The sequence below is a fragment of the Pseudomonas lactis genome (genome assembly GCF_001439845.1).
GTDB classification, from domain to species: Bacteria; Pseudomonadota; Gammaproteobacteria; order Pseudomonadales; family Pseudomonadaceae; genus Aquipseudomonas; species Aquipseudomonas lactis.
In genome coordinates, this window is the sequence record NZ_JYLO01000025.1 from 1 (window position 1) to 25,201 (window position 25,201).

Annotated in this window: 19 protein-coding genes; 14 read left to right on the plus strand and 5 right to left on the minus strand. The window is 61.4% G+C overall.

Annotated elements, in window-relative coordinates; translation table 11 throughout:
- Window positions 1-239: 239 nt before the first annotated feature.
- The 12 genes from TX24_RS29525 to TX24_RS29580 all read left to right on the plus strand — a co-directional run bounded on the left by TX24_RS29525 (window position 240) and on the right by TX24_RS29580 (window position 15,260).
- The gene (locus tag TX24_RS29525; RefSeq protein WP_244175957.1) at window positions 240-1,529 is read left to right on the plus strand and encodes an undecaprenyl-phosphate glucose phosphotransferase; all 1,290 of its coding nucleotides are present in this window, start codon (window positions 240-242) and stop codon (window positions 1,527-1,529) included.
- Window positions 1,529-2,989, plus strand: a complete 1,461-nt coding sequence (locus TX24_RS29530) for a mannose-1-phosphate guanylyltransferase/mannose-6-phosphate isomerase (RefSeq protein ID WP_057712019.1) — start codon at window positions 1,529-1,531, stop codon at window positions 2,987-2,989. The genes TX24_RS29525 and TX24_RS29530 overlap by 1 nt, the downstream gene beginning before the upstream one ends.
- Window positions 2,989-3,900, plus strand: a complete 912-nt coding sequence (locus TX24_RS29535; RefSeq protein ID WP_057712020.1) for a glycosyltransferase family 2 protein — start codon at window positions 2,989-2,991, stop codon at window positions 3,898-3,900. Before TX24_RS29530 ends, TX24_RS29535 begins: the two co-directional genes overlap by 1 nt.
- 6 nt (window positions 3,901-3,906) lie before the next feature.
- Window positions 3,907-4,734: a polysaccharide biosynthesis/export family protein gene (locus TX24_RS29540; RefSeq protein WP_057712021.1), complete on the plus strand. Its 828-nt coding sequence runs from the start codon at window positions 3,907-3,909 to the stop codon at window positions 4,732-4,734.
- A 70-nt stretch (window positions 4,735-4,804) separates the two neighbouring features.
- Complete coding sequence (locus tag TX24_RS29545; protein ID WP_003190210.1) at window positions 4,805-6,784, plus strand: GumC family protein; 1,980 nt, start codon at window positions 4,805-4,807, stop codon at window positions 6,782-6,784.
- Complete coding sequence (locus TX24_RS29550; protein WP_057712022.1) at window positions 6,784-7,965, plus strand: glycosyltransferase; 1,182 nt, start codon at window positions 6,784-6,786, stop codon at window positions 7,963-7,965. Before TX24_RS29545 ends, TX24_RS29550 begins: the two co-directional genes overlap by 1 nt.
- Window positions 7,962-9,302 carry a glycoside hydrolase 5 family protein gene (locus tag TX24_RS29555; RefSeq protein WP_057712023.1) on the plus strand — a complete coding sequence of 447 codons (1,341 nt, stop codon included), beginning with the start codon at window positions 7,962-7,964 and terminating at the stop codon, window positions 9,300-9,302. The genes TX24_RS29550 and TX24_RS29555 overlap by 4 nt, the downstream gene beginning before the upstream one ends.
- 22 nt (window positions 9,303-9,324) lie before the next feature.
- Window positions 9,325-10,539, plus strand: a complete 1,215-nt coding sequence (locus TX24_RS29560) for a glycosyltransferase family 4 protein (protein WP_057712024.1) — start codon at window positions 9,325-9,327, stop codon at window positions 10,537-10,539.
- On the plus strand, window positions 10,530-11,633 hold the full coding sequence (locus tag TX24_RS29565) for a glycosyltransferase family 4 protein (protein ID WP_034135239.1): 1,104 nt from the start codon (window positions 10,530-10,532) through the stop codon (window positions 11,631-11,633). The genes TX24_RS29560 and TX24_RS29565 overlap by 10 nt, the downstream gene beginning before the upstream one ends.
- A complete protein-coding gene (locus tag TX24_RS29570; RefSeq protein ID WP_003190202.1) occupies window positions 11,633-13,036 on the plus strand; it encodes an O-antigen ligase family protein in 1,404 nt (467 codons plus the stop codon). Before TX24_RS29565 ends, TX24_RS29570 begins: the two co-directional genes overlap by 1 nt.
- Entirely contained in the window at window positions 13,033-13,854 is an 822-nt protein-coding gene (locus TX24_RS29575; protein WP_057712025.1) for an acyltransferase, read from the plus strand. Before TX24_RS29570 ends, TX24_RS29575 begins: the two co-directional genes overlap by 4 nt.
- A complete protein-coding gene (locus tag TX24_RS29580; protein ID WP_003190199.1) occupies window positions 13,854-15,260 on the plus strand; it encodes a lipid II flippase MurJ in 1,407 nt (468 codons plus the stop codon). The genes TX24_RS29575 and TX24_RS29580 overlap by 1 nt, the downstream gene beginning before the upstream one ends.
- 36 nt (window positions 15,261-15,296) lie before the next feature.
- Here the strand turns inward: TX24_RS29580 and TX24_RS29585 are convergent, their stop codons facing one another.
- From TX24_RS29585 to TX24_RS29595, 3 genes are all read right to left on the minus strand, one after another.
- Window positions 15,297-15,875, minus strand: a complete 579-nt coding sequence (locus TX24_RS29585; protein ID WP_003190197.1) for a DUF4174 domain-containing protein — start codon at window positions 15,873-15,875, stop codon at window positions 15,297-15,299.
- A gap of 152 nt (window positions 15,876-16,027) precedes the next feature.
- Window positions 16,028-16,660 (minus strand): glutathione S-transferase N-terminal domain-containing protein, encoded by a 633-nt coding sequence (locus TX24_RS29590; RefSeq protein ID WP_003190195.1) that lies wholly within the window; start codon window positions 16,658-16,660, stop codon window positions 16,028-16,030.
- A gap of 46 nt (window positions 16,661-16,706) precedes the next feature.
- Complete coding sequence (locus TX24_RS29595) at window positions 16,707-19,064, minus strand: DNA polymerase II (RefSeq protein ID WP_057712026.1); 2,358 nt, start codon at window positions 19,062-19,064, stop codon at window positions 16,707-16,709.
- Window positions 19,065-19,253: 189 nt separating this feature from the next.
- On the opposite strand from TX24_RS29595, the gene TX24_RS29600 reads away from it, so the two are divergent.
- Window positions 19,254-22,013 (plus strand): autotransporter outer membrane beta-barrel domain-containing protein, encoded by a 2,760-nt coding sequence (locus TX24_RS29600; RefSeq protein WP_057712027.1) that lies wholly within the window; start codon window positions 19,254-19,256, stop codon window positions 22,011-22,013.
- Window positions 22,014-22,068: 55 nt separating this feature from the next.
- Here the strand turns inward: TX24_RS29600 and TX24_RS29605 are convergent, their stop codons facing one another.
- Window positions 22,069-22,527 carry an SRPBCC family protein gene (locus tag TX24_RS29605; RefSeq protein ID WP_057712028.1) on the minus strand — a complete coding sequence of 153 codons (459 nt, stop codon included), beginning with the start codon at window positions 22,525-22,527 and terminating at the stop codon, window positions 22,069-22,071.
- A gap of 97 nt (window positions 22,528-22,624) precedes the next feature.
- On the opposite strand from TX24_RS29605, the gene TX24_RS29610 reads away from it, so the two are divergent.
- Window positions 22,625-23,026: a GFA family protein gene (locus TX24_RS29610; RefSeq protein ID WP_003190187.1), complete on the plus strand. Its 402-nt coding sequence runs from the start codon at window positions 22,625-22,627 to the stop codon at window positions 23,024-23,026.
- Window position 23,027: 1 nt separating this feature from the next.
- On the opposite strand, the gene mrdA is transcribed toward TX24_RS29610, so the two are convergent.
- A complete protein-coding gene (gene mrdA / locus TX24_RS29615) occupies window positions 23,028-24,920 on the minus strand; it encodes a penicillin-binding protein 2 (RefSeq protein ID WP_057712029.1) in 1,893 nt (630 codons plus the stop codon).
- Window positions 24,921-25,201 lie beyond the last annotated feature (281 nt).

The window sequence follows — 25,201 nt, forward strand, 5'->3', positions numbered from 1 at the left end:
TTGTAAGGCGGCAACAACTTGCTCAGCACGGCTTCTTTTCGCTCATGGGAATAACGGGCCACATCGGTGTCCTTTACCGCCTATCTGGGGAAAACTGGAGGGTGACAACTATCCTGCCAGAGGGGGCTCGCACCGGTTTCGTTGAGTTTTTTGTCGTTTTCGTAAAACTGATCCATGGGCTGACCGCAATCTCGCCGGCGATCATCCTGTTGTTCTACCCGGACCCTGTCGCAGAACACATGCGCACTCACTACCTGGGCCTGCTGGCGTTCTTTGCGATCCTGACCATTATCTTGTTCCAGGCCCTGGGGGTTTACTCCGATGACCTGTTCAGCAATCGCCTGCGTTTTCGCGTGATGCTGGTGGCCTGGGTCTCGGCGTTTTGCATCCTGTTGTTCATGTACCAGATCCTGCTCCTGTTCCCGCAGTTGAGCCCACGCAACCTGATGTTCTGGTTTTCCGCGAGCCTGCTGCTGTTTGGCGTGGAGCGCATACTGATGCTGCGCCTGTACCGCCATTTGATGGACAACGGCAAATTCCTCCAGCGCACCGTGATCCTGGGCTTTACCAACACGGCCGTGCATGTGGCTGAACACCTGTCGCGCAACAGTGACATCCGCTCCGGCCTGATCGGTTTTATCGACGACCGTACCGAGCGCATTCCCAAGGAGTTGAGCCGCCTGCCGTTGCTGGGCAATACCCGCGACCTGGAAAAGCTGATCCGATCCGAACAGGTCAACCAGGTGATGATCACCCTGCCCTGGGCCGCCGAGCAGCGCATCAATGGGCTGGTCAAGCGCCTGCGGCAGATGTCGGTGAACGTCATGCTGGTGCCGGACATGGCCGCCCTGCGCTACGGCCATAACCGAATCACCGATGTGGGCGGCATCCTGATGTTCAACACCTCGCAGTTGCCGCTGCGGGGCTGGTCGCCCTTTATCAAGCGTTGCGAAGACCTGCTGCTGGCCAGCATCGGCCTGCTGCTGCTGTCGCCGGTGATGGTGGTGACCGCCATCGCGATCAAACTCGATTCCAAGGGCCCGGTGCTGTTTCGCCAGAAGCGCTATGGCTACAACGACAACCTGATTCGCGTGTTCAAGTTCCGCTCGATGTACGTCGAGCAGACCGACCTCAACGCCGAGCACCAGACCACGCGCCAGGACCCGCGCATCACTCGGGTCGGCAGGATCATCCGCAAGACCAGCATTGATGAGCTGCCCCAACTGTTCAACGTGCTGCTGGGCAATATGTCGATGGTCGGCCCGCGCCCCCACGCCACGGCCACCAAGGCCGCCGGGATTCCTTTCGAGGAAGCGGTCAGCGAATACAGCTCGCGCCATCGGGTCAAGCCTGGCATCACCGGCTGGGCGCAGATCAATGGTTACCGCGGCGAGACCGATACGCTGTTCAAGATTCAGAAACGGGTCGAATACGACCTGGAATACATCGCCAAATGGTCCGTGTGGCTGGACCTCTACATCGTTTTCATGACGGTCCCGGCCGTTCTTTCCACCAAGGAAGTCTATTGATGAACCCACTTAACGGATTGATTCCCTGCATCATCTCCGGTGGTTCGGGTACGCGGCTGTGGCCGGTTTCGCGGCAGAACATGCCCAAGCCCTTCATGCGCATGCGCGACGACCAGAGCCTGTTGCAGAAGACCTTCCTGCGGGCCAGTCACTTGCCGGGCGTCGACAGCATCCTGACCGTGACCAACCGCGACCTGCTGTTTCGCACCCTGGACGACTACCGCGCGGTGAACACCCAGCGCCTGGGCCTCGACCTGCTGCTGGAGCCGTTTGGCCGCAACACCGCCGCCGCCATCGCCGTGGCCGCCTTGCATGTGCAGGAGCATTTTGGCGCAGATGCGCAGTTGCTGGTGATGCCGGCCGATCACCTGGTGCTGGATGAAAGCGCCTTTGCCCAGGCGGTGGAAAAAGCCCGCGCATTGGCCGAGGCCGGTTACCTGGTGACCTTTGGCATCCAGCCTGACCGAGCAGAAACCGGCTTTGGCTATATCGAACAAGGGCCGGCCCTAGGCGCGGGCTTCAGGGTGCAGCGCTTTGTCGAAAAGCCCGACCTGGCCACCGCCCAAGGCTACCTGGACGGCGGCAAGCACCTGTGGAATGCCGGCATGTTCTGCTTCAAGGCCGCCACCCTGCTGGAAGAATTGGCCAGCCACGCACCGGCAGTTTTAGAGGCGGCCAACGCTGCGCTGGAGCACAGCCAGAGTCTGCAAAACAGCAGCAGTCGCCAGCGCGAGCTGAGCCCGGAAGGTTTCGGCACCGCGCCGGATATCTCCATCGATGTAGCGCTGATGGAAAAATCCGCCCAAGTCGCGGTCGTGCCCTGCGACATTGGCTGGAGCGATATCGGCTCCTGGGAAGCCCTGCGCCAACTCACGCCCAGTGACGACAATGGCAACCAGATCAACGGCGAGGCGATCCTGCACGACGTGCATAACTGCTACATCGACTCGCCCAAGCGGGTACTCGGCGCGGTGGGCGTGCGTGACCTGATCATCGTCGACACCCCCGACGCCCTGCTGATCGCCGACGCGCATCGCAGCCAGGACGTGCGGTATATCGTTGCCGAACTCAAGCGCCAGAATCACCCGGCGTTCAGCCTGCATCGCACCGTCACCCGGCCGTGGGGCACCTACACGGTGCTGGAGGAAAGCACGCGGTTCAAAATCAAGCGCATCGTGGTCAAGCCCAAAGGTTCGCTGTCCCTGCAAATGCACCATCACCGCAGCGAACATTGGGTGGTGGTCAGCGGCGCGGCAATGATCACCAATGGCGAGCGCGAAATCCTGCTCAACATGAACGAGTCCACCTACATTCCCGCCGGGCACAAGCACCGCCTGACCAACCCCGGCATCATCGACCTGGTGATGATCGAGGTGCAGAGCGGTGAGTACCTGGGTGAAGACGACATCGTGCGTTATGACGACATCTACGGCCGCGCGCCGGTTGAAGTGAAGCCCTGATGCGTACGTCATTGATCATCCCCGCCCGCAACGCGGCCAGCCACCTGGACCGCCTGTTGCCAGCGCTGCGCATGCAGACGTTGCAGCCGGATGAAATGCTGGTGGTCGACAGCGCATCGAGCGATGACACCGTGGCGCGCTTTCGTGAATTCGGCGCGCGCGTGGAGGTGATTGACGCCCGTGATTTCAACCACGGCGGTACCCGGCGCTGGGCCAGCGAGCAGGTGGGCGGCGACGCTTTGATCGTGATGACCCAGGACGCGATCCCCGCCACCGCCGAGACCTTCGCCAACCTGATCAACGAGCTGCAACTGGAGCCGCTCAACGGCGTGGCCTACGGCCGGCAACTCCCGCACCCCGGTGCCGGCGTGCTCGGCGCGCAGTCGCGGCATTTCAATTACCCGGCGGCCAGCCGCACCAAGCGCCTGGACGACGCAGCGCAACTGGGCATCAAAACCTGCTTCAGCTCCGACTCGTTTTCGGTGTACCGACGCAGCGCCCTGAGCGCGGTGGGCGGTTTCCCCCAGGATGTGATTGGCAGTGAAGACGCCTATGTGGCCGCGCGCATGCTGCTGGCCGGTTACCAGGTGCGCTATGCCGCGAGTGCGCAGGTTTATCACTCCCATGATTACCGCTTGCTGGAAGAGTTTCGCCGCTACTTCGATATCGGTGTGTTCTACGGCCGCGAGCCGTGGATTCGCCAGGCGTTTGGCGACGCCGGCGGCGAAGGCAAACGTTATGTGCTGGCCGAACTGCACGCATTGCGCGAGGCCAACGCGCTGTACCGCGCCCCCGAAGTGGTGGTGCGCAGTGCCTTTAAATTGCTGGGCTATCGCCTCGGCCACCTTGAACGCCACCTGCCCAACGCGCTTAAACGGCGCCTGGGCATGTTTTCCACCTACTGGACTTGAGCCGTCATGAAGACTATCAACCGACGTTTCCGTCTTACCCTGCTCGGCCTCTTGAGTGCCTCAATCTGGCTGGCTGGTTGTTCGACCCCCGCGCGGGTGCCGCTTCCTGACAACAATACGCTCAAGGCCGGCCATCAAGCGGCGCTGACCCTGGCCGACCTGCCGCCCCCACAGGTGCTGATCCAGAGCGGCGACTCGCTGCGTATCGTGCGTGATGCCCAGGAGCCGGCGGCGGCCGATGACATGACGATATTCGTGGTGCGCCCTGACGGCGTGATCTCGGTGCCCAACATTGGCCGGGTCAAAGCGGCCTTGCGCACGCCCGAAGACCTGGGCAAGGAGATCACCGAGAAGTACAAGCGCATCTACCGCGAACCTGCGGTGACGGTGAACATCGCCAGCGCGCCGAGCAACAAGGTGTTTATCGGCGGTGCGGTGCCCAACCCAGCGTTTTTCGACCTGGCCGGCAACGTCAGTGTCGAGCAGGCGCTGCTCAGTTCCGGTGGTGTATTGCCCTCGGCGGATGCCTCCAACGTAGCCTTGCTGCGCACCGGTCCCGATGGCAAGTACAGGACGTACTTCATCAGCCTGGAGAGCATGCTGACCAACCCCAATCACCCGCGGGTGGCGTTGCAGCGCGGCGATTTGATCTTTGTGCCGCAGTCGGGCATCGGCGCGACGGTGGAGGCTGTGGATATGTACTTCACCAAGCTGTTTCCGATCAACAAAGGGATTGGTATTGGCTTGAATTACGACCTGAACAAGAGCGACGTGAAAAATAGCGGCAACACCATCTACAACAACCCAACCATCAACGCAGGCCAAGGATTATGAAGCGGGCTTCGTATCACTCGAACCAAGTGTTCCCGCCTTTCGTAAACCCCATATGCAATGGAGTGATCCTGTGATCGAAATCCGCTCTCTTCGCGACCTGCTGCGGCTGTTTTTCATCTACCGCCGCGAATTCAAACTGGCCGTGCTCACCACGATCGTCATCGCCGTGCTCGGTGCCTTCCTGCTGCCGGCTCGCTACGAGTCGGACGCGCGCTTGCTGGTCAAGCCAGGGCGGGACAACACCACCTTGCCGATCGAGGCCGCCAACCGCCAGACACTGATTGCCCCGAGCACCCAGCACGACCCGATTGTCGACGAAGAAAAAATGCTCACGGGCCGGCCCATCGTGCATATCGTTGCCGAACGCTATATGGCGATGACCGCCGAGCCGCCGCAAGGCTTCTGGAAGGTCACCAAGTTCTACATCAAAAAGGGCGTTGGCGAAGTCATCAATGGCATTCGTAGCGTGCTGCAGTTCGTCGGCCTTGCCGAGAAACAAAGCCCGCTGGAACGCCTGGCGACCTCACTGGAGAAGAACTTTACCGCCGGCCACGAGCCGGGTTCTTCGGTGATCGAGATTTCCTTCACCTGGGACGACCCGGCGGTGGCGCAAAAAATCGTCGAGACATGGGTCAACGCCTACCTTGAAGAACGCGCGCGGATTCTCGGGCGCAAGAGCCTGCACACCTTCTATGAAACCGAACGCGCCAAGGTGGCGGAGAATATCCAGAGCCTGAAGGACCAGTTGCAAGGCCGCTTGAAGCAGATCGATTCGATCAGTGTCGATGCGCGCCTGAAGAACCTGACCAACCAGATCGACCGCGTCACCGACGCCAAGGTCAGCGCCCAGAACCAGATCTCGGGGATTCGCAGCCTGCTGGCCAACGCCAGCCAGCAGATCAAGAGCCAGCCGGCAGACGTGGTCACGATGCGCGAAACCAGCCTCAACCCCACCCAGCTAGACCTCAAGCGCCAGCTCAATGCGCTGCAAGTGGAGCGGGCTCGGCTGTTGCGCACTTACCTGCCGGGTACCCCGCAGGTCAATCAGATCGAGCAGAACATCCGCGACATGGAAGCCCTCAGCGCCCAGGAAGCCACCCGCCTGGAACGCTCGCAGAACACCGCGCCCAACAGCCTGGTGATCAACGTCAAACAGCAAATGATCGACGCCCAATTGCAAGAGCGCAAACTGGCCGGGGAAATCGAGAACTACGACAAGACCCTTGCCGAACTGCGCACCCAGCGTGACCAGGCGATGACCGATGAACCGCAACTCAACACCCTGAGCCAACAACTGCGCACCGCCGAAAAAAGCTACGCCTTGTACTCGGACAATCTTGAACAGGCGCGAATCGACCATGAACTGGACAACAGCCAGATCAGCAACATCGCCCTGATCGAACACGCCACCCTCAACCCGGCACGCGTGTTTCCCAAGAGCCTGCTGATGCTGTTGTTCGCTATTCCCGCTGGCGTTGCCGTGGGCTTGCTGACCATCTATGTGCTGTACCTGCTGGACCAGCGCATCCACGATGGCACGCGCTTGCAGGAGATGTTCCACGTGCCGCTGTGGAGCAGCATTCCCGATGTACAGGACGCAACGCCGGCAGCCGTCACCGCCAGCCTTTATCGCTTGTACAGCCTGCTGCCCCTGGATCGCATCGCCACCCAAGGTTTTGCCCTGGGCCTGACCTCGGCGCGCCATGGCGAGGGTGTTACCTTTATCGCCGAGCAACTCAAGCGCCTGCTGGAGGAGCGTGGTCACCGTGTTTCGGTCGATGGGGCGAACGCGCCAACGCCGGGTGAAGTGTTGCTGCTGGACGCCTCGGCGCTGTCCTCCAACCCGCAGGCGTTCCTGACGCTGCGCCGCGCCGACCAGATTGTGTTGGTGATCGAAGCCCGCACCAGCACCGTACCAACTATTGAAAATGCCGTGTCGTTGCTGACGACCGCGTTCGGCAAAGTCGACGGCATGATCCTCAACCGCCGCCGCTTCGAAGTGCCGGCCAAGGTGCTGGCGCGACTCAATAGCTGGCGCGGGGCGGCCTGATGCGTATCGCATTGCTGGCGCCGCTGCCACCGGAGCAGACCGGGATCGCCGATTACGCCGCGCACTTGCGCAACGCGTTGATCGAACAAGGCCTGGAGGTGGTGACCCCGCTCGCCGGCTGCCTGGAACTGCCTGAGCAGTTGAAGCGCCTGCAGGCCTTTGACTGGCGCGGCGTTGACCTGGTGCATGCTGAACTGGGGGGTGGACGCTTCGGTGAGTTCCAGGCGCTGGAGTACCTGCGCCGGGCGCAACCGCACCTGCCGTTGACCGCCACGGTGCATGACCCGGAGCGCCTGATCTGGCGCCGGGCCAAGCTGTTTTTCCCCTTGACCCTGCTTGAACGCCTGCCCCACCCGCTGCCCCAGGCGGCAGCGCTGCTGGCCGACCCGTTGACCTTGCACGAAGAGCGGCGCCTGGCCAAAAGCATGCGCCGCCTGATCACCCTCACCCGCCTGGGCGGCGACCGCCTGCGCCAGCGCATGGGCCTGCGCCCGCAACAGGTGGCGGTGATTGCCCATGGCAACCTGCCCATCGCGCCCCAGGCCTTGCCGCCACTGGCGCCGTTGCGCCTGCTGTATTTCGGCTTTATCTACCGCGGCAAGGGCATTGAGGACTTGCTGCTGGCCCTGGCCCAATCACTGGCCGCCCACCCGCAATGCCGAGGCCAGGTACGCCTGACCCTGGCCGGTGGCACCGCGCCGGAAATGACCTTTGACCCCGCCGGCAACTACCTCGACGGCCTACGCGAGCAGATCAGCGCCCTGCATCTTGAAGATGTGGTGGACTGGCAACTGGACCTGCCCTCGGCGCAGATCCCTTCTACGATCCAGGCGCACCATGTGATGGTGCTGCCCTATCGCGAATCGAAAAAACTCAGCTTCCTGGGGCAGATGCGTGGCACCAGTGGCGCGCTGTCGTGGGCCAATGCCTGCGGACGCGGGGTGATCACCTCCAACGCCCGCGCCTTTGCCGAAGAGGTGGCCGGCGGTAATGGCATCACCTATCAGCAGGGCGATACAGCGTCCTTGAGCAACGCCTTGAGCCGCTTGATCCTCGAGCCCCAACAGGCGCAGCAATGGGCCGCCCGGGCGGGAGAAATCGGCCACCAACGCCAGTGGGCCAACACGGCCCAGCGGTTTGCTGAATTATTTCGGGATGCTTGTGAGGAGCCGTTGCGATGAATCTGTCATCCGTTCGCCCACTGTGGCGCTACTTGCCGCTGGCGCTGTCAATCGCCGTCGGTAGCGCCCTGCTGTTGAGTGAAAAAGTCGATGCACAACCGGTGAACCTGGCCCCGGAGCGCAGCGTGGTCTGGAAGGATTTTCTCGGCGTGAACGCGCACTTTCTGTGGTTCACGCCCGAGCAGTACAACAAGCAGATCAAGCAATATAAAAAGCTTGGATTGCAATGGGTGCGGGTCGATCTGCACTGGGATCGCCTGGAACCCAAGGAAGACGATTATCAGCTCGGCACCTTCGATGAACTGGACCGCACCCTGACCGCTGAAAAACTGCGCTCGGTGTTTTACCTGGTGGGCTCGGCGCCCTTTATCACCACCGCCCCCAAGGGGGCGCAGTTCCAGGATCAGTACCGACCACGGGATCCGGAAGTGTATGCGCTGCGCCTGGCACTTCTGGCCAAACGCTACCCCACTATTGATGCCTGGCAGGTGTGGAACGAGCAGAACCTGCCGAACAACTGGCGCCCCAAAGTCGACGCCAAGGAGTACGGGCAATTGTTATTGGCCAGTCACCAGGCCCTGAACCTTGCCGCGCCCGGCAAACTGCAGGTCATGGGTGGCATGGCGTATTACAGCCAGATGCCGCCGCGTGGCAAAACCCTGATGTTTGAAGCGCTCGGCGCGCTGGGGGTGCAAAGCCTGGGCATGGTCGCGGCTTATCACCCTTATTCGATGACTCCGGAAACCGATGAGCCGGGCAAGAACGAAGTGCTACTGCGCGGCGATCAACTCAATTCAATGCTGCACGGTGCCGGGATCAAGCAGGTCTGGGCCACTGAATGGGGCTGGTCCAGCTATGCCGGCCCCAAGGAGATGCAGGACCTGATCGGTATCGACGGGCAGGCCGACTACACCTTGCGCCGCCTGGCGTTGATGGCGTCCCAGGACTACCAGAAGATCTTCCTGTTCGCGTTGTCCGACCTCGACCAACGCGCCTCGCCACGCGATCAGCATTACGGCCTGTTGAACCTTGATGGCGAACCCAAGCCGGTGTACACCGCCCTCGCCCGCTTCCTGGAGATCACCGGCCCCACGCTTAAACCCGGCAACACGCCGCAGTTGCAGGATGTACCGGACAGCTTCTACAGCGTGGCCTGGACCCGCCCTGACGGTAAAAACCTGCTGATGTATTGGAGTGCCAAAGGCAGCAGCATCAGCCTGCCCGGCATCAAACACGCAGAACTGCTGGACCCGCTGACCGGCGCCCGGCAAACCCTGAGCGACGACAACGGTATTCGCCCAACGGTGAAGCCGAGTTTGCAGATACTGGTGTGGTAGCCCCGGGCATGGAGAGCTGTACATGAGAATCCTCTGGATTGTGCCCTACCTGCCGTGGCCGACCACCAGCGGCGGCAAGACGCGGCAGTACCATTTGCTGCGCACCTTGAGTGAGCGCGGGCATCGCATCACGCTGCTGGCGCAATCGAAAACGCCGGCCGATGACGCGGCGCATGCGGCCTTGGAGCCGTTGCTTGAACGCCTGATCGTGGTGCCACGTCGGCCACTGAAACACCCGCTGACCCTGCTCGCAGGCTTGTTCGCGCCCTGGCCGCTGTTGACCACGGTCAACGGCCTGTCGGCGCCGTTGCAGGCCCAGTTTGCGCAACTGTTGAATGAGCGCTGGGACGTGATTCAGGTAGAACACAGCTACAGCCTGCAGCCGTTTCTACGCACATTGCAGCAGCAACGGCGCGAGTTTGTGCTGACCGAGCACAACCTGGAATCGAGCCTTGGCGGCGCCACTTATGACCGCTTCCCCAAGTGGGCCGCACCGTTTGTGCAGTACGACCAGTGGCGCTGCCGGCAATGGGAACGCAAGGCGTTCGATGCCGCCGCTCATGTGGTCGCCGTGACCGAGGCGGACGCCCAGGCCATGCGGCCGCTGTCGACGACGCCGGTGAGCGTGGTGGTCAATGGGGTCGACAGCCGCGCCTTCGCCGAGGTCAACGCCGATGCGCAGAGCCAGCGCCTGTTGTTTGTCGGCAACTACGAGTACGCACCGAACCTGGACGCTGTGCAGTGGCTGCTTGAAGAGATCTTCCCCAGGGTCTGGTTGCAGTGCCCGAACGCCCGCCTGGCGGTGGTCGGCTATGGCTTACCTGAACACTGGCGCGAGCGTTGGCCCGATGAACGTATCGAGTGGCTGGGGTTTGTTCCCGACCTGTGCGCCTTGCAACGCCGCTGCGCCGGTTTTGTCGCCCCGTTGCGCCATGGCGGCGGCTCCAAGCTCAAGGTATTGGAAGCGATGGCCGCCGGCTTGCCGCTGGTGAGCACGGCCCAGGGTGTTTCCGGGTTGGCGGTACAGCCGCAGGTGCATTACCTGGCCGGCGAAAACGCCGAGGCCCTGGCCGACGCCGTTGTGCACCTGCTGGATGAACCGGCGCTGGCCGGGCGTCTGGCCGATGCCGCACGCGACTATGCGCGGCAATACCACGACTGGGCAGTGGCGGGTAATGAACTGGAGCACCTCTACCACAGCTTGCTCACCGCCAAGGAGTCTCAGCCATGCGCGTAGCCCTGGACTATCGCCCCGCCACGGTTGCGCCGTCTTCGGGCATCGCCCGCCAGGTCGTGGCCCTGGAAGACGCCCTGCGCGCGCGGGGCAACACCGAGGTGGTGCTGTTCACTGAGGCGCCCCTGGAGCATCCGCAGCGCCAGACTGCCGTTTGCCCGGCCTGGGCCAGCCCGCTGGACGGCCTGCAACGCCCACAGGTGCGCCTGCGGTTCGAGCGCGGCTTCTTGCCCAAGGCGCTGCACGAGCAGCAGATCGACCTGTACATCGCCACGGCCAATATGGGCTTGCCGCTGTGTCGCAAACCCGCCGGCACCCGCTATGTGCTGGTGCTGCATGACCTGTTTCAGCTCACCCACCGCAACTTCCATCGCTCCAAACTCAAGGCCCTGGCCTACCGCCTGATCGACGGGGCTTCGATTGCCTGGTCGGTATGGCAGGCTGATCGGGTGTGGTGCCCTTCGCAGTTTTCCTGCAATGAAGCCGCGCGCCTGTTCCCCTGGGCCCGGGCCAAGTTCCGCGTGCTGAACAACCTTGTGCCCGAATTGAATGCAGCGCCAGAGCCGCTGCCCGCCAACCTGCCGGCGCGTTACTGGCTGGTGGTGGGCACGCGGGAGCCGCGCAAGAACATGGCGTTCTTCTTGCGCCAATGGCAGGCCTGCCGTGCGCTGAACCCTGATGTGCCGGATTTGGTTCTGGTGGGCCACGCCAGCGATGTACCGGCGGCACTGGGTGACCTGCCGGGCCTGCATTGGTGCAGCGGTTTATCGGACGGCCAACTCCAAGCGCTCTACCGTCATGCCGCGTGCCTGTGGCAGCCGTCCTATGCCGAAGGCTTTGGCTTGCCGGTGGTGGAAGCCTTGAGTGTCGGCACGCCGGTAGCAGTGGCACGCGGCAGCGCCCTGGATGAAATCGCGCCGCCCAACGCCCCGCGCTTCGCCCCCCATGACGCCGAGCAACTGCACAAGGTCATGCAACAACTGGCCGGCGCCGAGGCCACGCAAGACGGCGAAACACACCGCGCCTGGGCCCGGCAATTTGCCGAACCGGCTTATCGCGCGCGCCTGGACACTTTGCTCAAGGAATTGGATCGCTAATGCTGCCAGGAAAATTCGTCAGTCTGCTGCTGGGCCTGGTGTTCGGCGGGTTGCTGTTGGCCCTGTCGCCGATCAAGGTCATGTTGGTGGTGGCCGGTGTGGCCGTGGCCTTGACCCTGATCCGCTTTCCCCTGTGGGGCTTGCTGATTTTCGCGGTACTGGCCACCAGTATTCCCTACACCACCTTGCAACTGGGCATCCGCACCACCGTCAGCGAGGCGGTACTGGGGCTGACCTGGGTCGGGGTGTTCTGGCAAGCGTTCATCGGCAAGACCCGTGGTTTCATGCTGTGGCGGCCGACCGAGCGGGCGCTGATGTGGCTGATGCTGTTCAGCACCATTCCGTTTATCTGGGGCATGCTGATCATCCATGCCGAAGGCAACGGGCCGGTGAACTGGGTGCGCTGGCTGATGAACCTGTCGATGTTGTTTATCGTGCCGCTGCTGCTGCGCACCGACGCCGACCGCGACAAGGTGGTGGTCGCCTTGTTGCTGGGTAACCTGGCGATGCTGTTGCTGTCGATCTTCATGTTCCTGAAGACGCGCAATGCGATGTCGATGATCGATATTCTCACCGACCTCAAATACGCCCACCCGGAAGCGGTGAAGGACATTTTCTCCGCCAACTACACGCGCATGGCCTCGCCCTGGGTGCACCCCAACCTGACCGGGGGCGTGCTGGTGCTGTTTATTCCGCTGGCACTGTTTTATGGCTGGACCCGCAGCGGCTGGCGCCGGGCCCTGGGCCTGGCGGTGGCGGTGCTGGGGTGTGCCGGCCTGCTGCTGAGTATTTCCCGTGGCGCCATCGTGGCCCTGGCGCTGGTGTTGATCTGGCTGGCCTACAAACGCGTGCCGAACAGCGGGCGCATCATCGGTATCGGGGCGGCGTTCGCCGTTGCGCTGGTGATGTTCTATCCGCCGTTGCAGGACCGCTTGATGACCATCTTCTCGACCACCAACGCCAGTACCGAAATCCGCTTTGACGAGTACGCCAGGTTCCCCACCGCCATGGCGACCTTCCCCCTGGGGATCGGCTTCAAGATCGACCCGCCCGTGCCCGGTTCCAATCTGTTGGGGATCTCCAACCTGTGGCTGAACTTCATCTACAAGGTGGGCCTACCCGGGATGCTGCTATTTATCACCGTCACCCTGTTGTGGTGGCGCGAAGTGCGGCCCCTGGGCCAGGTGCGCAAAGTCACCGCCGACAATGCGCTGTGGCTGGGGTGCATCTGCGGCGTGCTGGCGGCGCTGCTGACGGGGATTTTCGACCACTATTTCAGCTTCACCTTTGTACTGATCGCGCTGTTCTGGCTGTTGATGGGCATGAGCCTGCAACAGGTGCGCCTGCGCCCCTCCATTACCGCCCCTGTTGCTGCTATTGCGCCAAAGGATAACCAACCATGAAGCACCGGATGATTCACTCCACCGACTTGCGCGACCGCCTCCCCACGCTGGCCGCTGAAATGGGCGTGAGCCTGCCGGACCTGGAAGAGGCGCTGGACTGGTGCCTGGCCAACGACGTGGTATTTGAAGAAGGCGAAGGCGACAACAAGCGCTTCTGGATCAGCTCCATCGACCTGGAAACCGCGATTGAGCAACCGGTGGCGCGCCGCCTGTTCCGACGGATGAAACAGGATCTGCCGGCCCAGCTACTGCCGCGTTACGGCAAAAACTGGGCAACCGTCAAAGACCGGTGGCGCAGTCTCTGGGACATGGCCTACAACATCTTGATCAACAAGATCCCCAGCCACCATGTGCGCATCGCCTGGCTGCGCCTGGGTGGCGCGAAGATCGGCAAGGGCTCCAGCTTGTGGCGTAACACCGAAGTGCTGGGCATGCACAATCTGGTGGTCGGCGACGATTCGGTAATCGGTTGGCATTGCCAGGTAGACGCTCGCGCCGGGCTGGTGATCGGCAACCATGTGGCGATTGCCTCCCACGTTTTGCTCATCGCCGGCAGCCATGATCTGCAAGCGCCGGAGTTCTGGTCGATTTCCGGGCCGACTTACATCGACGACTACGTCTGGATCGGCAGCCGTGCGTTGATCGGCTTCGGCACGCACCTGGGCTATGGTTCGGTGATAAGCGCCAATACCGTGGTGGCCAAAGCCGTGGCGCCCTACAAAATCATTGGCGGCAGCGGCGCCAAAATCATGGGCGAACGCTGCCATGATCTGAACTACAAGGTGGGTGGCAAAGGCCTGTTCACCCTGTTCCACTGATGTTCGGCAGCACGCTCTGGCTGACCCTGGCGACGCTCGCCGGGCTGGTGGCCGGTTTTGCCCGCGAATGGCTGCTGGTGGCAGCCTGGGGCGCGGGCAGTCGCAGCGACGGGTTTCTGGTGGCGGTGTTTTTGCCCGAAGCATTGCGCATGACCCTGGCCGCCGGCTTGCTCGCAGCGGCTGCCCTGCCCCTCTATCAGCAACGCGACCCACAGCGCCAGCAAGCCTGGCTGGCCAGCCTGTCCCCTCGCTTGCTGGGCGTGGGCCTGGCCCTGTTTGCCCTACTGGCGCTGGGCGCGCCGCTGTGGGTGCGCCTGATCGGCCCCGGCCTGGACGCCGCGGCCCATGCCCAAGCCGCCGCCAACCTGCGCTGGCTGGCGGCCTGTGCGCCAGGCCTGGTGATGCATGGGTTGTTCAGCATTCCCTTGCAGGCACGCCAACGTTTTGTCCTGCCGGGCCTGGGCTCTTTACTGTTCAATCTGCCACCGGTGCTGTACCTGTTTATCCGTGGCAGCTCCAGCGACAGCGCCGAACTGGCAATGTGCTTTTTTGCGGGTAGTGTGTTGATGTGCCTGCCGTTACTGGCGCCGGTCTGGTCCTTCGGCTGGCGGCCGTGGCAGGTCAGCGGCGACCCGCTGGCAGGCCGCGAATTGCTGGGGCGCATCGGCCCGTTGTTGGCCAGCAACGTGGCCAGCCAGGGCCTGGCACTACTGGAGCGCTTGATCGCCAGTTTCCTGGGAGACGGCGCTGTGACGTGGGTCAACCTCGCGCGCAAGCTGATCAACCTGCCACTGATTGCCTTGATGAGCCTTAACCAAGTGCTGCTGGGCATGATGAGCGGCGAGCAAGGCCAACAGCGCCTGGCCCTGCTGCGCCGCGGCCTGGATGCAGCGACCCTGCTGAGCCTGCCTGCGGCCTTCGGCCTGATTGGCGCCAGCCCCACACTGATTCATCTGCTGATGCCCGCCCAGAGCGCCGACGGTCCACTGCCGGCGCTGCTGGCCTGGTTCGCCACGCCCCTGGTATTTGGCGCCTGGAACGCCATGCTCGCCCGCTATGCCTATGCCAGCGGCGACACGCGCCTGCCGCTCAACTGCGAACTGCTGGGCAGCCTGGTCAACGCCGCCTTGTTGGTGGTGCTGCCCTATTGTTTCGGCCTGCCGGGGATCGCCTTGGCGGCGTTGGGTGGCGTGGTGGTGACCAACCTGTTGCTGATGCACCGCCAGCAACTGCTCGGCCAACTGGGCTGGCCGTTGCAGTGGGGCTTGAGCGGGGTGCTGTTGGGTGTGGCGGCGCTGGCCCTGCACCCCTTGCACAACGATGGGTGGCAGTTGGGGTTGAGCAGCCTGGCCGGCGCGCTGGTGTTGCTGGGGCTTGGGCTTTGGCTCAAGCCATGGAAGGCCTGAGGCCGGTTCTCACCCAAACGGTGGGATGAGACCGGTTCAATCCTCCAATGGTTTGGGGGCTTTGCTGCCGGGCTTGGCGGGTTTGGTGCCCTTGGCCGGAGCCGCTGGCGCGGCTGGAACAGGCTCCGGCTCCGCAGGTGCGGCAAGCTCCTTTTCCGCCTGAGGCATCTGATCGATGGCGCTGAAAAATTCCTTCAGGTCGAGGCTGTCCGGGGGTACGGTTTTTTCGAGTTTCTTCTCGCCGTCCTTGCCGATCAGGATCACCTTGGTACCGCTGCCGACGCCGAGTTTGAGGGCGCGGATCAGCGCGTTGGTTTCTGGCGGCGTGAGCTTTTTACTGTCCTTTGGGTCCTTGGCGAACTTCTCCCCTTCGGCGCCGATACTGCCGAACTTGACGGTGTAGAACACCATGCTGCGCTCTTCGAAGGACTGCTTGGTGGCAGCCTCTTCCAGTTGTTTCTTCAGCGTTGCCAGTGTCGGGTTTCCAGCATCAAGCTCTACGACCACCAGGGGGCGCGTCTTGCCCAACTCCTGCTTGAGCGGATTATCATCAGCGGCCAACAACGGCCCCGTAAAAGCCATCAAGGTAGCCAGGGTCAGCGACCGGATGAGCATGCGCACCTCCTTTGAATTCCATGCAGGGTTCTTGAGTTTCATGTCTGCGACAGCCAAATTCAAGGATGATTCCTACACCTCTTTGAGAAGCGTAGGTCAGGAAGCCCGCTACGCAAGGGCTTGGACTGTGGCCTGGTCATTGTTTCTTCCGGTTACGAGACTTTCCACTGCGGCCAATGCCGGGCAAAAACGGGGGCCACGACAGGGTCGGCGTCTACCTGCTCCAGGCTCTGCGCAAAGCCCGGCGCCAGATTGCCGAGCACCTCGCGCGCGTCATCCCAACGCGACACCGCCGCCGCCATGATGCCCAGTGCATTCGGCGTGTTGCTCGGGGTAAACAGCTGACCGGCAAACTGATCGGCAAACACGACCCAAGCCTGGTGCAGGTAGCGCCGTGTGCCGCTGACCAGTTGCGCTTGCTGCGCCTCATCAGCATTGCCCAACCAGCGTTGCGGGTAGTCGATGATGCCGATCGCCGAATAGCAGTTGGCGGCGATATACAGCAAGCCGCGCAGGATCTGCGTACGATCGCCGGCCAGCAACTCGGCCTTGGGATACTCCAGGCCCAGGTGGATCAGGATCGCGGCGCTTTCGGTCAGTACCTGGCCATTTGGAGTAACCAGAGTGGGGATCTGCTTGAGTGGATTGATACGTGCAAGGGCGTCACTGCCCTCGCCGTCCTGCCAGGAACTGGCCTCCACGCGATGCCACGGCACTGCGCAGCGTTGCAGGGCAATTTCGATCATGCAGGAGCCGGATTCGTCGGTGCCATAGAGGGTGTACATGGGCGTTTCCTCCTGAGCTATGGGCAATATGGAGAGTGTCGATTAGCTAGAATAGCCCCATCTGCCCGCCCACCAAGGTGCTGAAATCATCATTCACGAACGGCAGGATTGCGTCGGCCACGGGCTGCAATTGGCGCGTGACGTAGTGGTCGTAGTCGATGGGCGCCTGACGCACTTCCAGCGGTTGCGGGCCGTTGACGCTGATCACGTAGCTGATCCAGCCACCGCGCTGGTACTGGCGCGGGCGACCCAGACGGTCGTTGTACTCGTCGGCCAGGCGCGCGGCGCGTACATGGGGCGGGACGTTGCGTTCGTAGTCGTGCAAGGGCCGGCGCAGGCGTTTGCGGTAGATCAGCAACTCATCGAATTCGCCGCTCAAGGTACGCCGCACGTAGTCGCGTATGTAGTCCTGATGGGGTTGGCGATGGAAGATGCGTTGGTAGAGTTCCTGCTGGAATTGCCGGGCCAGGGGCGACCAGTCGCTGCGCACGGTTTCCAGGCCCTTGTAGACCATTTCTTCACTGCCATCTTCGCGTACGACCAGGCCGGCATAGCGCTTTTTGCTGCCCTCCTCGGCGCCACGAATGGTCGGCATCAGGAAGCGACTGAAGTGGGTTTCGTATTGCAGCTCCAGAGCGCTTTGCAGGCCATATTCGTTGCTCAGGTGCGCGCGCCACCAGTCGTTGACGTGCTGCACCAGCGCCAGGCCGATGCGATTGGCGTCCTGCGCAGAATGCGCGCTGCCCAGCCAGACGAAGGTGGAGTCGGTGTCGCCGTAAATCACCTCGTACCCTTGGGCCTCTACCAGCGCGCGGGTCTGGCGCATGATCTGGTGCCCCCGCAGGGTGATCGAGGACGCCAGCCGCGTGTCGAAGAACCGACAGCCGCTGGAGCCGAGCACACCGTAAAAGGCGTTCATGATGATCTTCAGTGCCTGGGAGAGCGGCGCATTGCGCTCGCGCTTGGCCTCTTCGCGGCCTTCGGACACGCGGGTGACGATGGATGGCAGGCAATGCCGGGTACGGGAGAAGCGCGCCCCGCGAAAGCCTTCCACCGAGTCGCTGTCGTCGGGATGCTTGAGGCCTTCGATCAAGCCCACCGGGTCGATGAGGAAACTGCGGATGATCGACGGGTAAAGACTTTTGTAGTCCAGCACCAGCACCGATTCATAGAGGCCCGGGCGCGAGTCCATGACAAACCCGCCGGGGCTGGCTTGGGGCGGTTTGTCGCCCAGGTTCGGCGCCACAAAACCCTGGCGATGCATCAACGGCATGTACAGGTGGGTGAAAGCGGCCACGGAGCCGCCGTTACGGTCGGCCGGCAAGCCGGTGACGCTGGCGCGTTCGAGCAGGAACTTGAGCAGCTCGGTCTTCTCGAAAATCCGTGTGACCAGTTCACAGTCCTTGAGGTTGTAGCGCGCCAGGGCGGGCTTGTCCTCGGCGAACATGCGGTTGATTTCATCCATGCGCTGGTACGGCGTGGAGATGTCCTTGCCTTCGCCAAGCAGGGTTTGCGCGACGTTTTCCAGGCTGAAGGATTCAAAACTCCAAGTGGCCGAACGCAGGGCTTCGATACCGTCGATGATCAGCCTTCCCGCCGCTGCCGCAAAGTAGTGATTGCGGCTACCGTGTTCGCGCCAGGCCATGGCTTCACCGCCACGTCCCAGCAACAGCGGCACGTTCAGGCGCTGGGCGTGTTCGTGGAGGACGCGCAGGTCGAACTGCACCACGTTCCAGCCGATGATCGCGTCGGGGTCAAACGTGGCCAGCCATTGGTTGAGGCGTTCGAGCAGTTGAGCGCGGGTGTCGCAATAGTCGAGTTTGAAATCCACGGCGTCGGTTTTGTTCGGCGGGCCGAGCATGTACACCTGGCGCTCGCCGCAGCCTTCGAGGGCGATGGAGTAGAGATCGCCCTGGGCGGTGGTCTCGATATCCAGGGACACCAGCTTCAAGGGCGGACGGTAGTCGGGGGCCGGCTTCATCTGCGCGTCAAGCAAGGTGCCGCTCGCATCCGGCGTGCCGCCGAACCACACAGGGGCGGTGATAAAGCGCTCCATCATGTAGCGCTCCGGCGGGCGCACGTCACCTTCGTAGACATCGACCCCGGCAGCGCGCAGGCGCTTTTCGATGTCCATCAACTGGCGGTGCTGGCGGGCGTACAGGCCCAGGACCGGGCGGTGATGAAAGTCGCACAACTGCAACGGGCGCAACTCAAGATCGCGCTCGTCCTTGAGCAACCAATCGAGCGGCTTGCGGTAAGCCTCAGGGATGAACACCACCGAGGTTTGCACGGGTAGGCGAATGCACCGTGGCCCTTGGTCGGTGGCCAACCAGAAGCTGACCTCCGTGCCTGCCGGGGTATCGCGCCAATGCCGGGTCAGGACAAAACCCTGCTGTAAATCCACCGTACCGCACCTCAAGAATCGCGTTCAGGGCGTGATTCTACTCGGCATCCGGGCCAAGGCGGCGGGTAAACGCACACCTGGCGCGCAATATCATAAAAAGGATGTCATCGCTTTTTAGGATAAGAATGCGCTGGCAATATCAAATGGCTATATAGGAAGATAGCGCGATTCAAGAAAAGGATTTCGCGCATGTCGTTCGTCCCCCGCCGTCTGGCCCTGACTATTTCGTTGATTGTTTCCGGCGCCTCGCTTTCTCCTGCCGGCCATGCTCAAGTATTAATCGATACGCCGACCAATACGCCGCTCACCGTGGGCAGTGGCTATTTTTACGACCCCAGTTTGCGGGTGACCAAGACCGGCAGCATCACCACCCAGACGACCGCCGTCAGCGTTCGCCAAAACCTGCCTGATTGGCAACGCAATGTCTTCATTCAAAATGACGGCTCGATCAGTGCCGATAAATTAGACGCTATTAGCCTGGGCGCTGCGACCGATGTGCGCATCGAAAACACCGGGGTGATCTCGGGCGGCAGGCATGCGCTCTCGGGCGAACAATTCAATGTGCTGAGCAACCGGGGCACGCTTATCGGACGTAACGGCGCTGGGGTTTCGATAACAGGCGACGGCACGGTGTACAACTACGGCGCGATCACCGGCGGACGAGACGGTCGCCTGGAAAACGTCGACGGCGATGGACTACGCATAGCGGGCATTGCGCACATCGACAACCCGGGCATTATCCAGGCGTTTGGCGCCAGTGGAGTGGATAAGAATGGCCGAGCCAACACCAGCGATGGCGCATCCATCGGCGGCGGCTACCTGTTCAATGGCGGCACGTTTGACCCCTCTACAGGCGTTCCACGTACCGGTTCAATCACAGGCGCCAACAATGGCCTCTTAGTAAGTGATGGCCATGATGGGCCGGCGACCGGCGCAACGGAGCTGAGAAATTTCGTCGACCTGCGTGGGCTTGATGGCTATGGCGCGCGCTTTATCGGTAATTTCGACGACCGGGTATTCAACGGTGCCCTGATCAGCGGGGGTAATGGTGTAGCCCTGGACATGGGGGGCGGCAACGACACCTTGACACTGTACCCTGGCGCGCGCTTTGAGGGCATAGTCGACGGCGGTTCGGGGCATAACACCATGGTTCTGGAGGGCTACCAATATTATCCTTCAGATACGCGTGAACCCGACGGGACGGTCGAGGCGACGCGCAATTTTGACGTGCTACAAGTGCGTCGCGGCTACTGGGTACTCAATGGTCGCAGCGATTTCAGCGAAGGCGCGCGCCTCTTTGCCAATGGTCACTTGAACAACCAGGGCAGCATCGCTGGCGACGTGATCGTCGACCAAGGCGCGACTTACCGGGGCCGAGGCTCAGTCAACAATCTTACCGTCAGCGGAAGGTTGATCACGGATACCGTTGTCGGCGCGCCTCAGGTCAACGGCAACCTGATCATGAACCCAGGCTCTACATTCGAGTTCGCTACTTATCCCGACGGCAGTGCAGCGACAACCCATGTGGTCGGCAATGCCAGCCTCAACGGTGCCTATTTGTGGCCGCAGCCGGGTTACTCGATGGAGTATCCCTGGCATAGCACGTATACCGTCCTGCAAGCAGGCAGCATTACGGGTACCTTCGATGAATCCAACCTGCGCAGCTACTACGCGTTCCTGTCGCCAACACTCAGCTACGACAATAACCGGGTGAACCTGAGCTACACGCGCAACGATGTCGAGTTCATCGATTACGCCCGTACCCGTAACGCCGCCCGCGCAGTCAACAGCATCGAGTCCATCACGTGGAGCCACTGGAGCAACTGGGATGGCAGTTTCCCCCCGCCCTCCATGGTGCGAAACCCCAACCCGCTCTACGACGCGCTGCTGGCCACCTCGGAGACCACGGCCAGCGCCGCGCTCGAGGCCCTGGCAGGCAGCAGCAACGCCAACCTCGCCAGTGCCACACTGGCGGCCAGCAGCCAAGTGGGCACGTCCATGCTGTCGGCCATGCGCCAGATGAGCAGCAGTTCAAGCTTGCTGGTCGGGCTTGAGTCGGCGCAAACACCTGAGCTGGCCGTAACTGGCATCCCCAGCAGTGCGCGCAACTTGAATGATCCAAACGCACGAGGCCGCGTGTGGCTGCAAGGTATCGGCAGCTACGGCAAGCTCGATGGCCAGCACGGCAATGAGTCTTCACAGCAACGCACACAAGGCAGCCTGCTGGGTATTGACTGGTCCTTGTCGCCGCTCTGGCGCCTGGGTGTACTGGGCGGCTATTCGAAGACCGATATGGACAGCCACAACGTTGATAATTCATTACGCAGCTGGCACGCGGGGGCATATGCCGTACGCCAGGATGGCCCATTGGCGTTGCGCCTGGGGGCTGCGTACAGCCAACACAGGGGTAACAACAAGCGCACAGTAGAGTTCGCAGGTTTCAGCGAGCGACCCAAGGGTGATTACGACGCCGATAGCCAGCAAGCCTTTGCCGAACTGGGTTACATGCTGGGTAACGGCCGATTGAATATCGAGCCCTTCGCCAACCTCGGCTATCAGCGCTATCACCGCGACAACTACCGCGAGAAAGGCGGTGATGCTTCACTCAAGGTGGATGCACAAACCCAGGACAATGTCAGCAGTACCTTCGGGGTACGCCTGGCACATCTGAGCCAACTGGACAATGGCATCAGCCTGACCCCCCAGGCCAGCTTCGGCTGGCGGCACCTCTATGGCAATGTCGACAGCAAGACTCGGCAGGCTTTTTTGATTGGCGGCGACGCTTTCAATATTGAAGGCAGCGCACTGGACCGCGACAGCTTGATGGTTGAAGTGGGGTTGGCGGTGGGTTTGTCTGCGCAGCAGAACCTGAGTGTCGGTTACAACGGCGAGCTGGGCAGCAATAGCCGCAATCATGCGGTGGTCGGCCAGTGGCAGATGAGTTTCTAAAGCAATCGATGCACGCTGGCGTGAAGCCGGGCATCCACCATGATGCCCGTTCGGGTCAGGCTCGGCTCAGGTAGTTTTCGATATTGCCCATTTGTTCGTCCCAGCCACGGGAGTTCATCTTGAAAGCTTTCTGACGCCGCGCTTCGGGGACCTGGTCAAAACCGGACTCGACTACCCGCAAGAGGATGCCTGGAGCGCGATCTTCAATCGTGAACTCCACCAGCGTCGGTGTTTCCTTGTCGTAGTCGACGCCCTCTTCCACTGCGAAAGGATGCCACCAGAAAGAAAACAGCGTTTGTGGCAGGATGCGTTCGATCCTGGCCTTCCACACGACATGTTCGTAGCCTTTGTAGGTAATTGGCGCTTCGATGGTTTCTCCGGCCACAAAGGTTTTACCGTTAAGCGCGATACCGAACCACTGACCAAATTGCTCAGCCTGTGTGAGTGCCTCCCACACCTGTTTACGTGATGCGTTGAGCAGGACTTTGCGTTCGATGCGATCTAATACGTGCATAAGTCACCTCCTTCATTGAACAGTAGGCGACATCAACCAATGCGCAACCTTGCGTTGTGCGCGATGATGATGACCCCTCCTTGCCTGGCCATAGGTTATGACTGACCCACTGAATGGAAGTTGCTTGTGCAAAGGTGTGCGCTACCAAGTGGACAGCCTGGACATGCCCATCAGCCACTGCCACTGCGAAAGCTGCCGCAAGGCACACGCGGCCGCGTTTGTCGCCACGGCTGGGGTGATGCGTGAGCATTTTCGCTGGACACAGGGTGAGGAACTACTGTCGTCCTTTGAGTCTTCGCCGGGTAAATTCAGGCATTTCTGTTCGCGTTGCGGCGCGCATCTGATCGCTGAACGTGGGCATCAACCCCACGTGATTGTGCGGGTGGCGACGCTGGATGATGATCCGGGCGTCAGGCCCACCTCGCATATCTGGACGGCCCATGAAGTGCCCTGGCTGGCCTATGACGGCGTAGCGCGCTGGGACGAATGGAAGGTCTGAGTCAAACCCGTGGATCGCCGGGAGCCTTGGCCGGCGCTGCATATTGCGGCTTGAGGTGGCCTTCCTGGTCGAGCAGCCAGGCATCCATGATCTGGCGCACCACGGGCCCGGCTACACGGCCGCCGGCCTCACCGTTTTCGATCATGACTGAAATTACGATTTTCGGATGTTCGGCCGGCGCGAAGCCGACGAACAAGGCGTTATCGCGATGCCGCTCCAACGTCTTGTTGCGGTTGTAGCGCTCACCCTGCTTGATTGCCACCACCTGGGCGGTACCACTCTTGCCGGCGATACGGTATTGGGCGCCTTGCGCTGCCGCCCGGGCGATACCGCGGGGATCGTGCATCACCAACTGCATGCCGTGGTTGACCTGCTCCCAGTCACGCGGGTCCTTGAGCACCACGTTGGGCATCGGATGTTCATCTACCGGAGCCACACCATTGATGGTCTTGGCCAGGTGCGGTCGGTTCCATACACCTTTGTTGGCGATCAATGCAGTGGCCTGGGCCAATTGCAGTGGCGTCACCTGCATATAGCCCTGGCCAATGCCGAGGATCACGGTTTCGCCTGGGAACCACGGCTGGCGACGGGTGGCACGCTTCCAGGCTTGGGATGGCATCAGGCCGGCAGATTCTTCGAACATATCCAGGGACACTTTCTGGCCCAGGCCGAACTCAGCCAGATAGTCGTGCAGGCGATCAATTCCGAGTTTATGGGCCAGGTCATAGAAGTAAGTGTCGTTGGAACGCATGATGGCCGCGTCCATGTCCACCCAGCCGTCACCGCTGTGGTTCCAGTTGCGGTATTTGTGGTCAAAGTCTGGCAACTGATAGTAACCCGGGTCGAACACTCGGGTTTGTGGGGTAACGACACCACTGTCGAGACCGGCAATGGCCACTTCCGGCTTGATGGTTGAACCTGGCGCATAGAGCCCGCGTAGCACGCGGTTGAACAGCGGTCGGTCAATGGAGTCGTGCAGCGCGGCGTACTCTTTAAAGCTGATGCCGGTGACGAACAGGTTCGGATCGAAACTCGGTTTGCTGACCATAGCCAGTACTTCACCGGTTTGCGGGTCGAGCGCAACTACCGAACCACGGCGGTCGCCCAAGGCCTCTTCGGCAGCTTCCTGTAGCTTGACGTCGAGGCTCAGGACGATGTTTTTGCCAGGGATCGGATCGGTGTGCTTGAGCACACGCAGCACACGGCCCTGTGCGTTGGTCTCCACCTCTTCATAACCGACGTGACCATGCAGTTCAGACTCGTAAAAGCGCTCGATTCCGGTCTTGCCGATGGATTGGGTACCACGGTACTCCACCGAATCAAGGGTCTTGGATTCTTTTTCGTTGATGCGACCGACGTAACCGATGGAGTGGGCAAAGTGCGCGCCCAGAGGGTAATGGCGAACGAATTGTGGCTCGACGTCCACCCCAGGTAGGCGGAACTCGTTGACGGCCAAAACGGCGATCTGCTCTTCGGTCAACTCGTAGAACAACGTGACGGGAACAAACGGGTGACGGGCCTGCTTGAGCGCCTTATCAAACACTGCACGGTCTTCGGCAGGCAGGTGCAATAGATTGACGATCTCGTCCAGCTCAGCCTTGAGGTCGGCGGTGCGCTCACGGGTGATGGTCAGGTTATAACTAGGGCGGTTGTCAGCCAGGACTACGCCATTACGGTCATAGATCAAGCCGCGAGTCGGTGTAATGGGCAGTACGTGGACCCGGTTGTTTTCGGAAATTGTGGAGTGGTAGTCGTACTGCACCACCTGCAGGAAATACATGCGTCCTACCAGCGCACATGTGATCCCAATTACCAGCAACGCGCAGGCGAGCAAGCGTTTGTTGACCAGGCGGTTTTCTTTTTCGTGATCTTTGATTGGTATCGGTTCAGGCATTTCTACAGCATCTCGTTGGAAAAGGTCGACGCCGCATCCTGCGGATAAGGATCAATCCTTGTGAAAATGTGCTGCACCATAGCAAAAATGCAGAAACACTTTGTATCGAATTCCCTCAACGGCAGCTTATTTAATGTTGCCAGAAGCGCTGGAATTTTCGAGCGCCCAAAACAAAACCCCAACTGCTTTCGCAATTGGGGTTTCGGAATTTAATCTTGACGATGACCTACTCTCACATGGGGAAACCCCACACTACCATCGGCGATGCATCGTTTCACTGC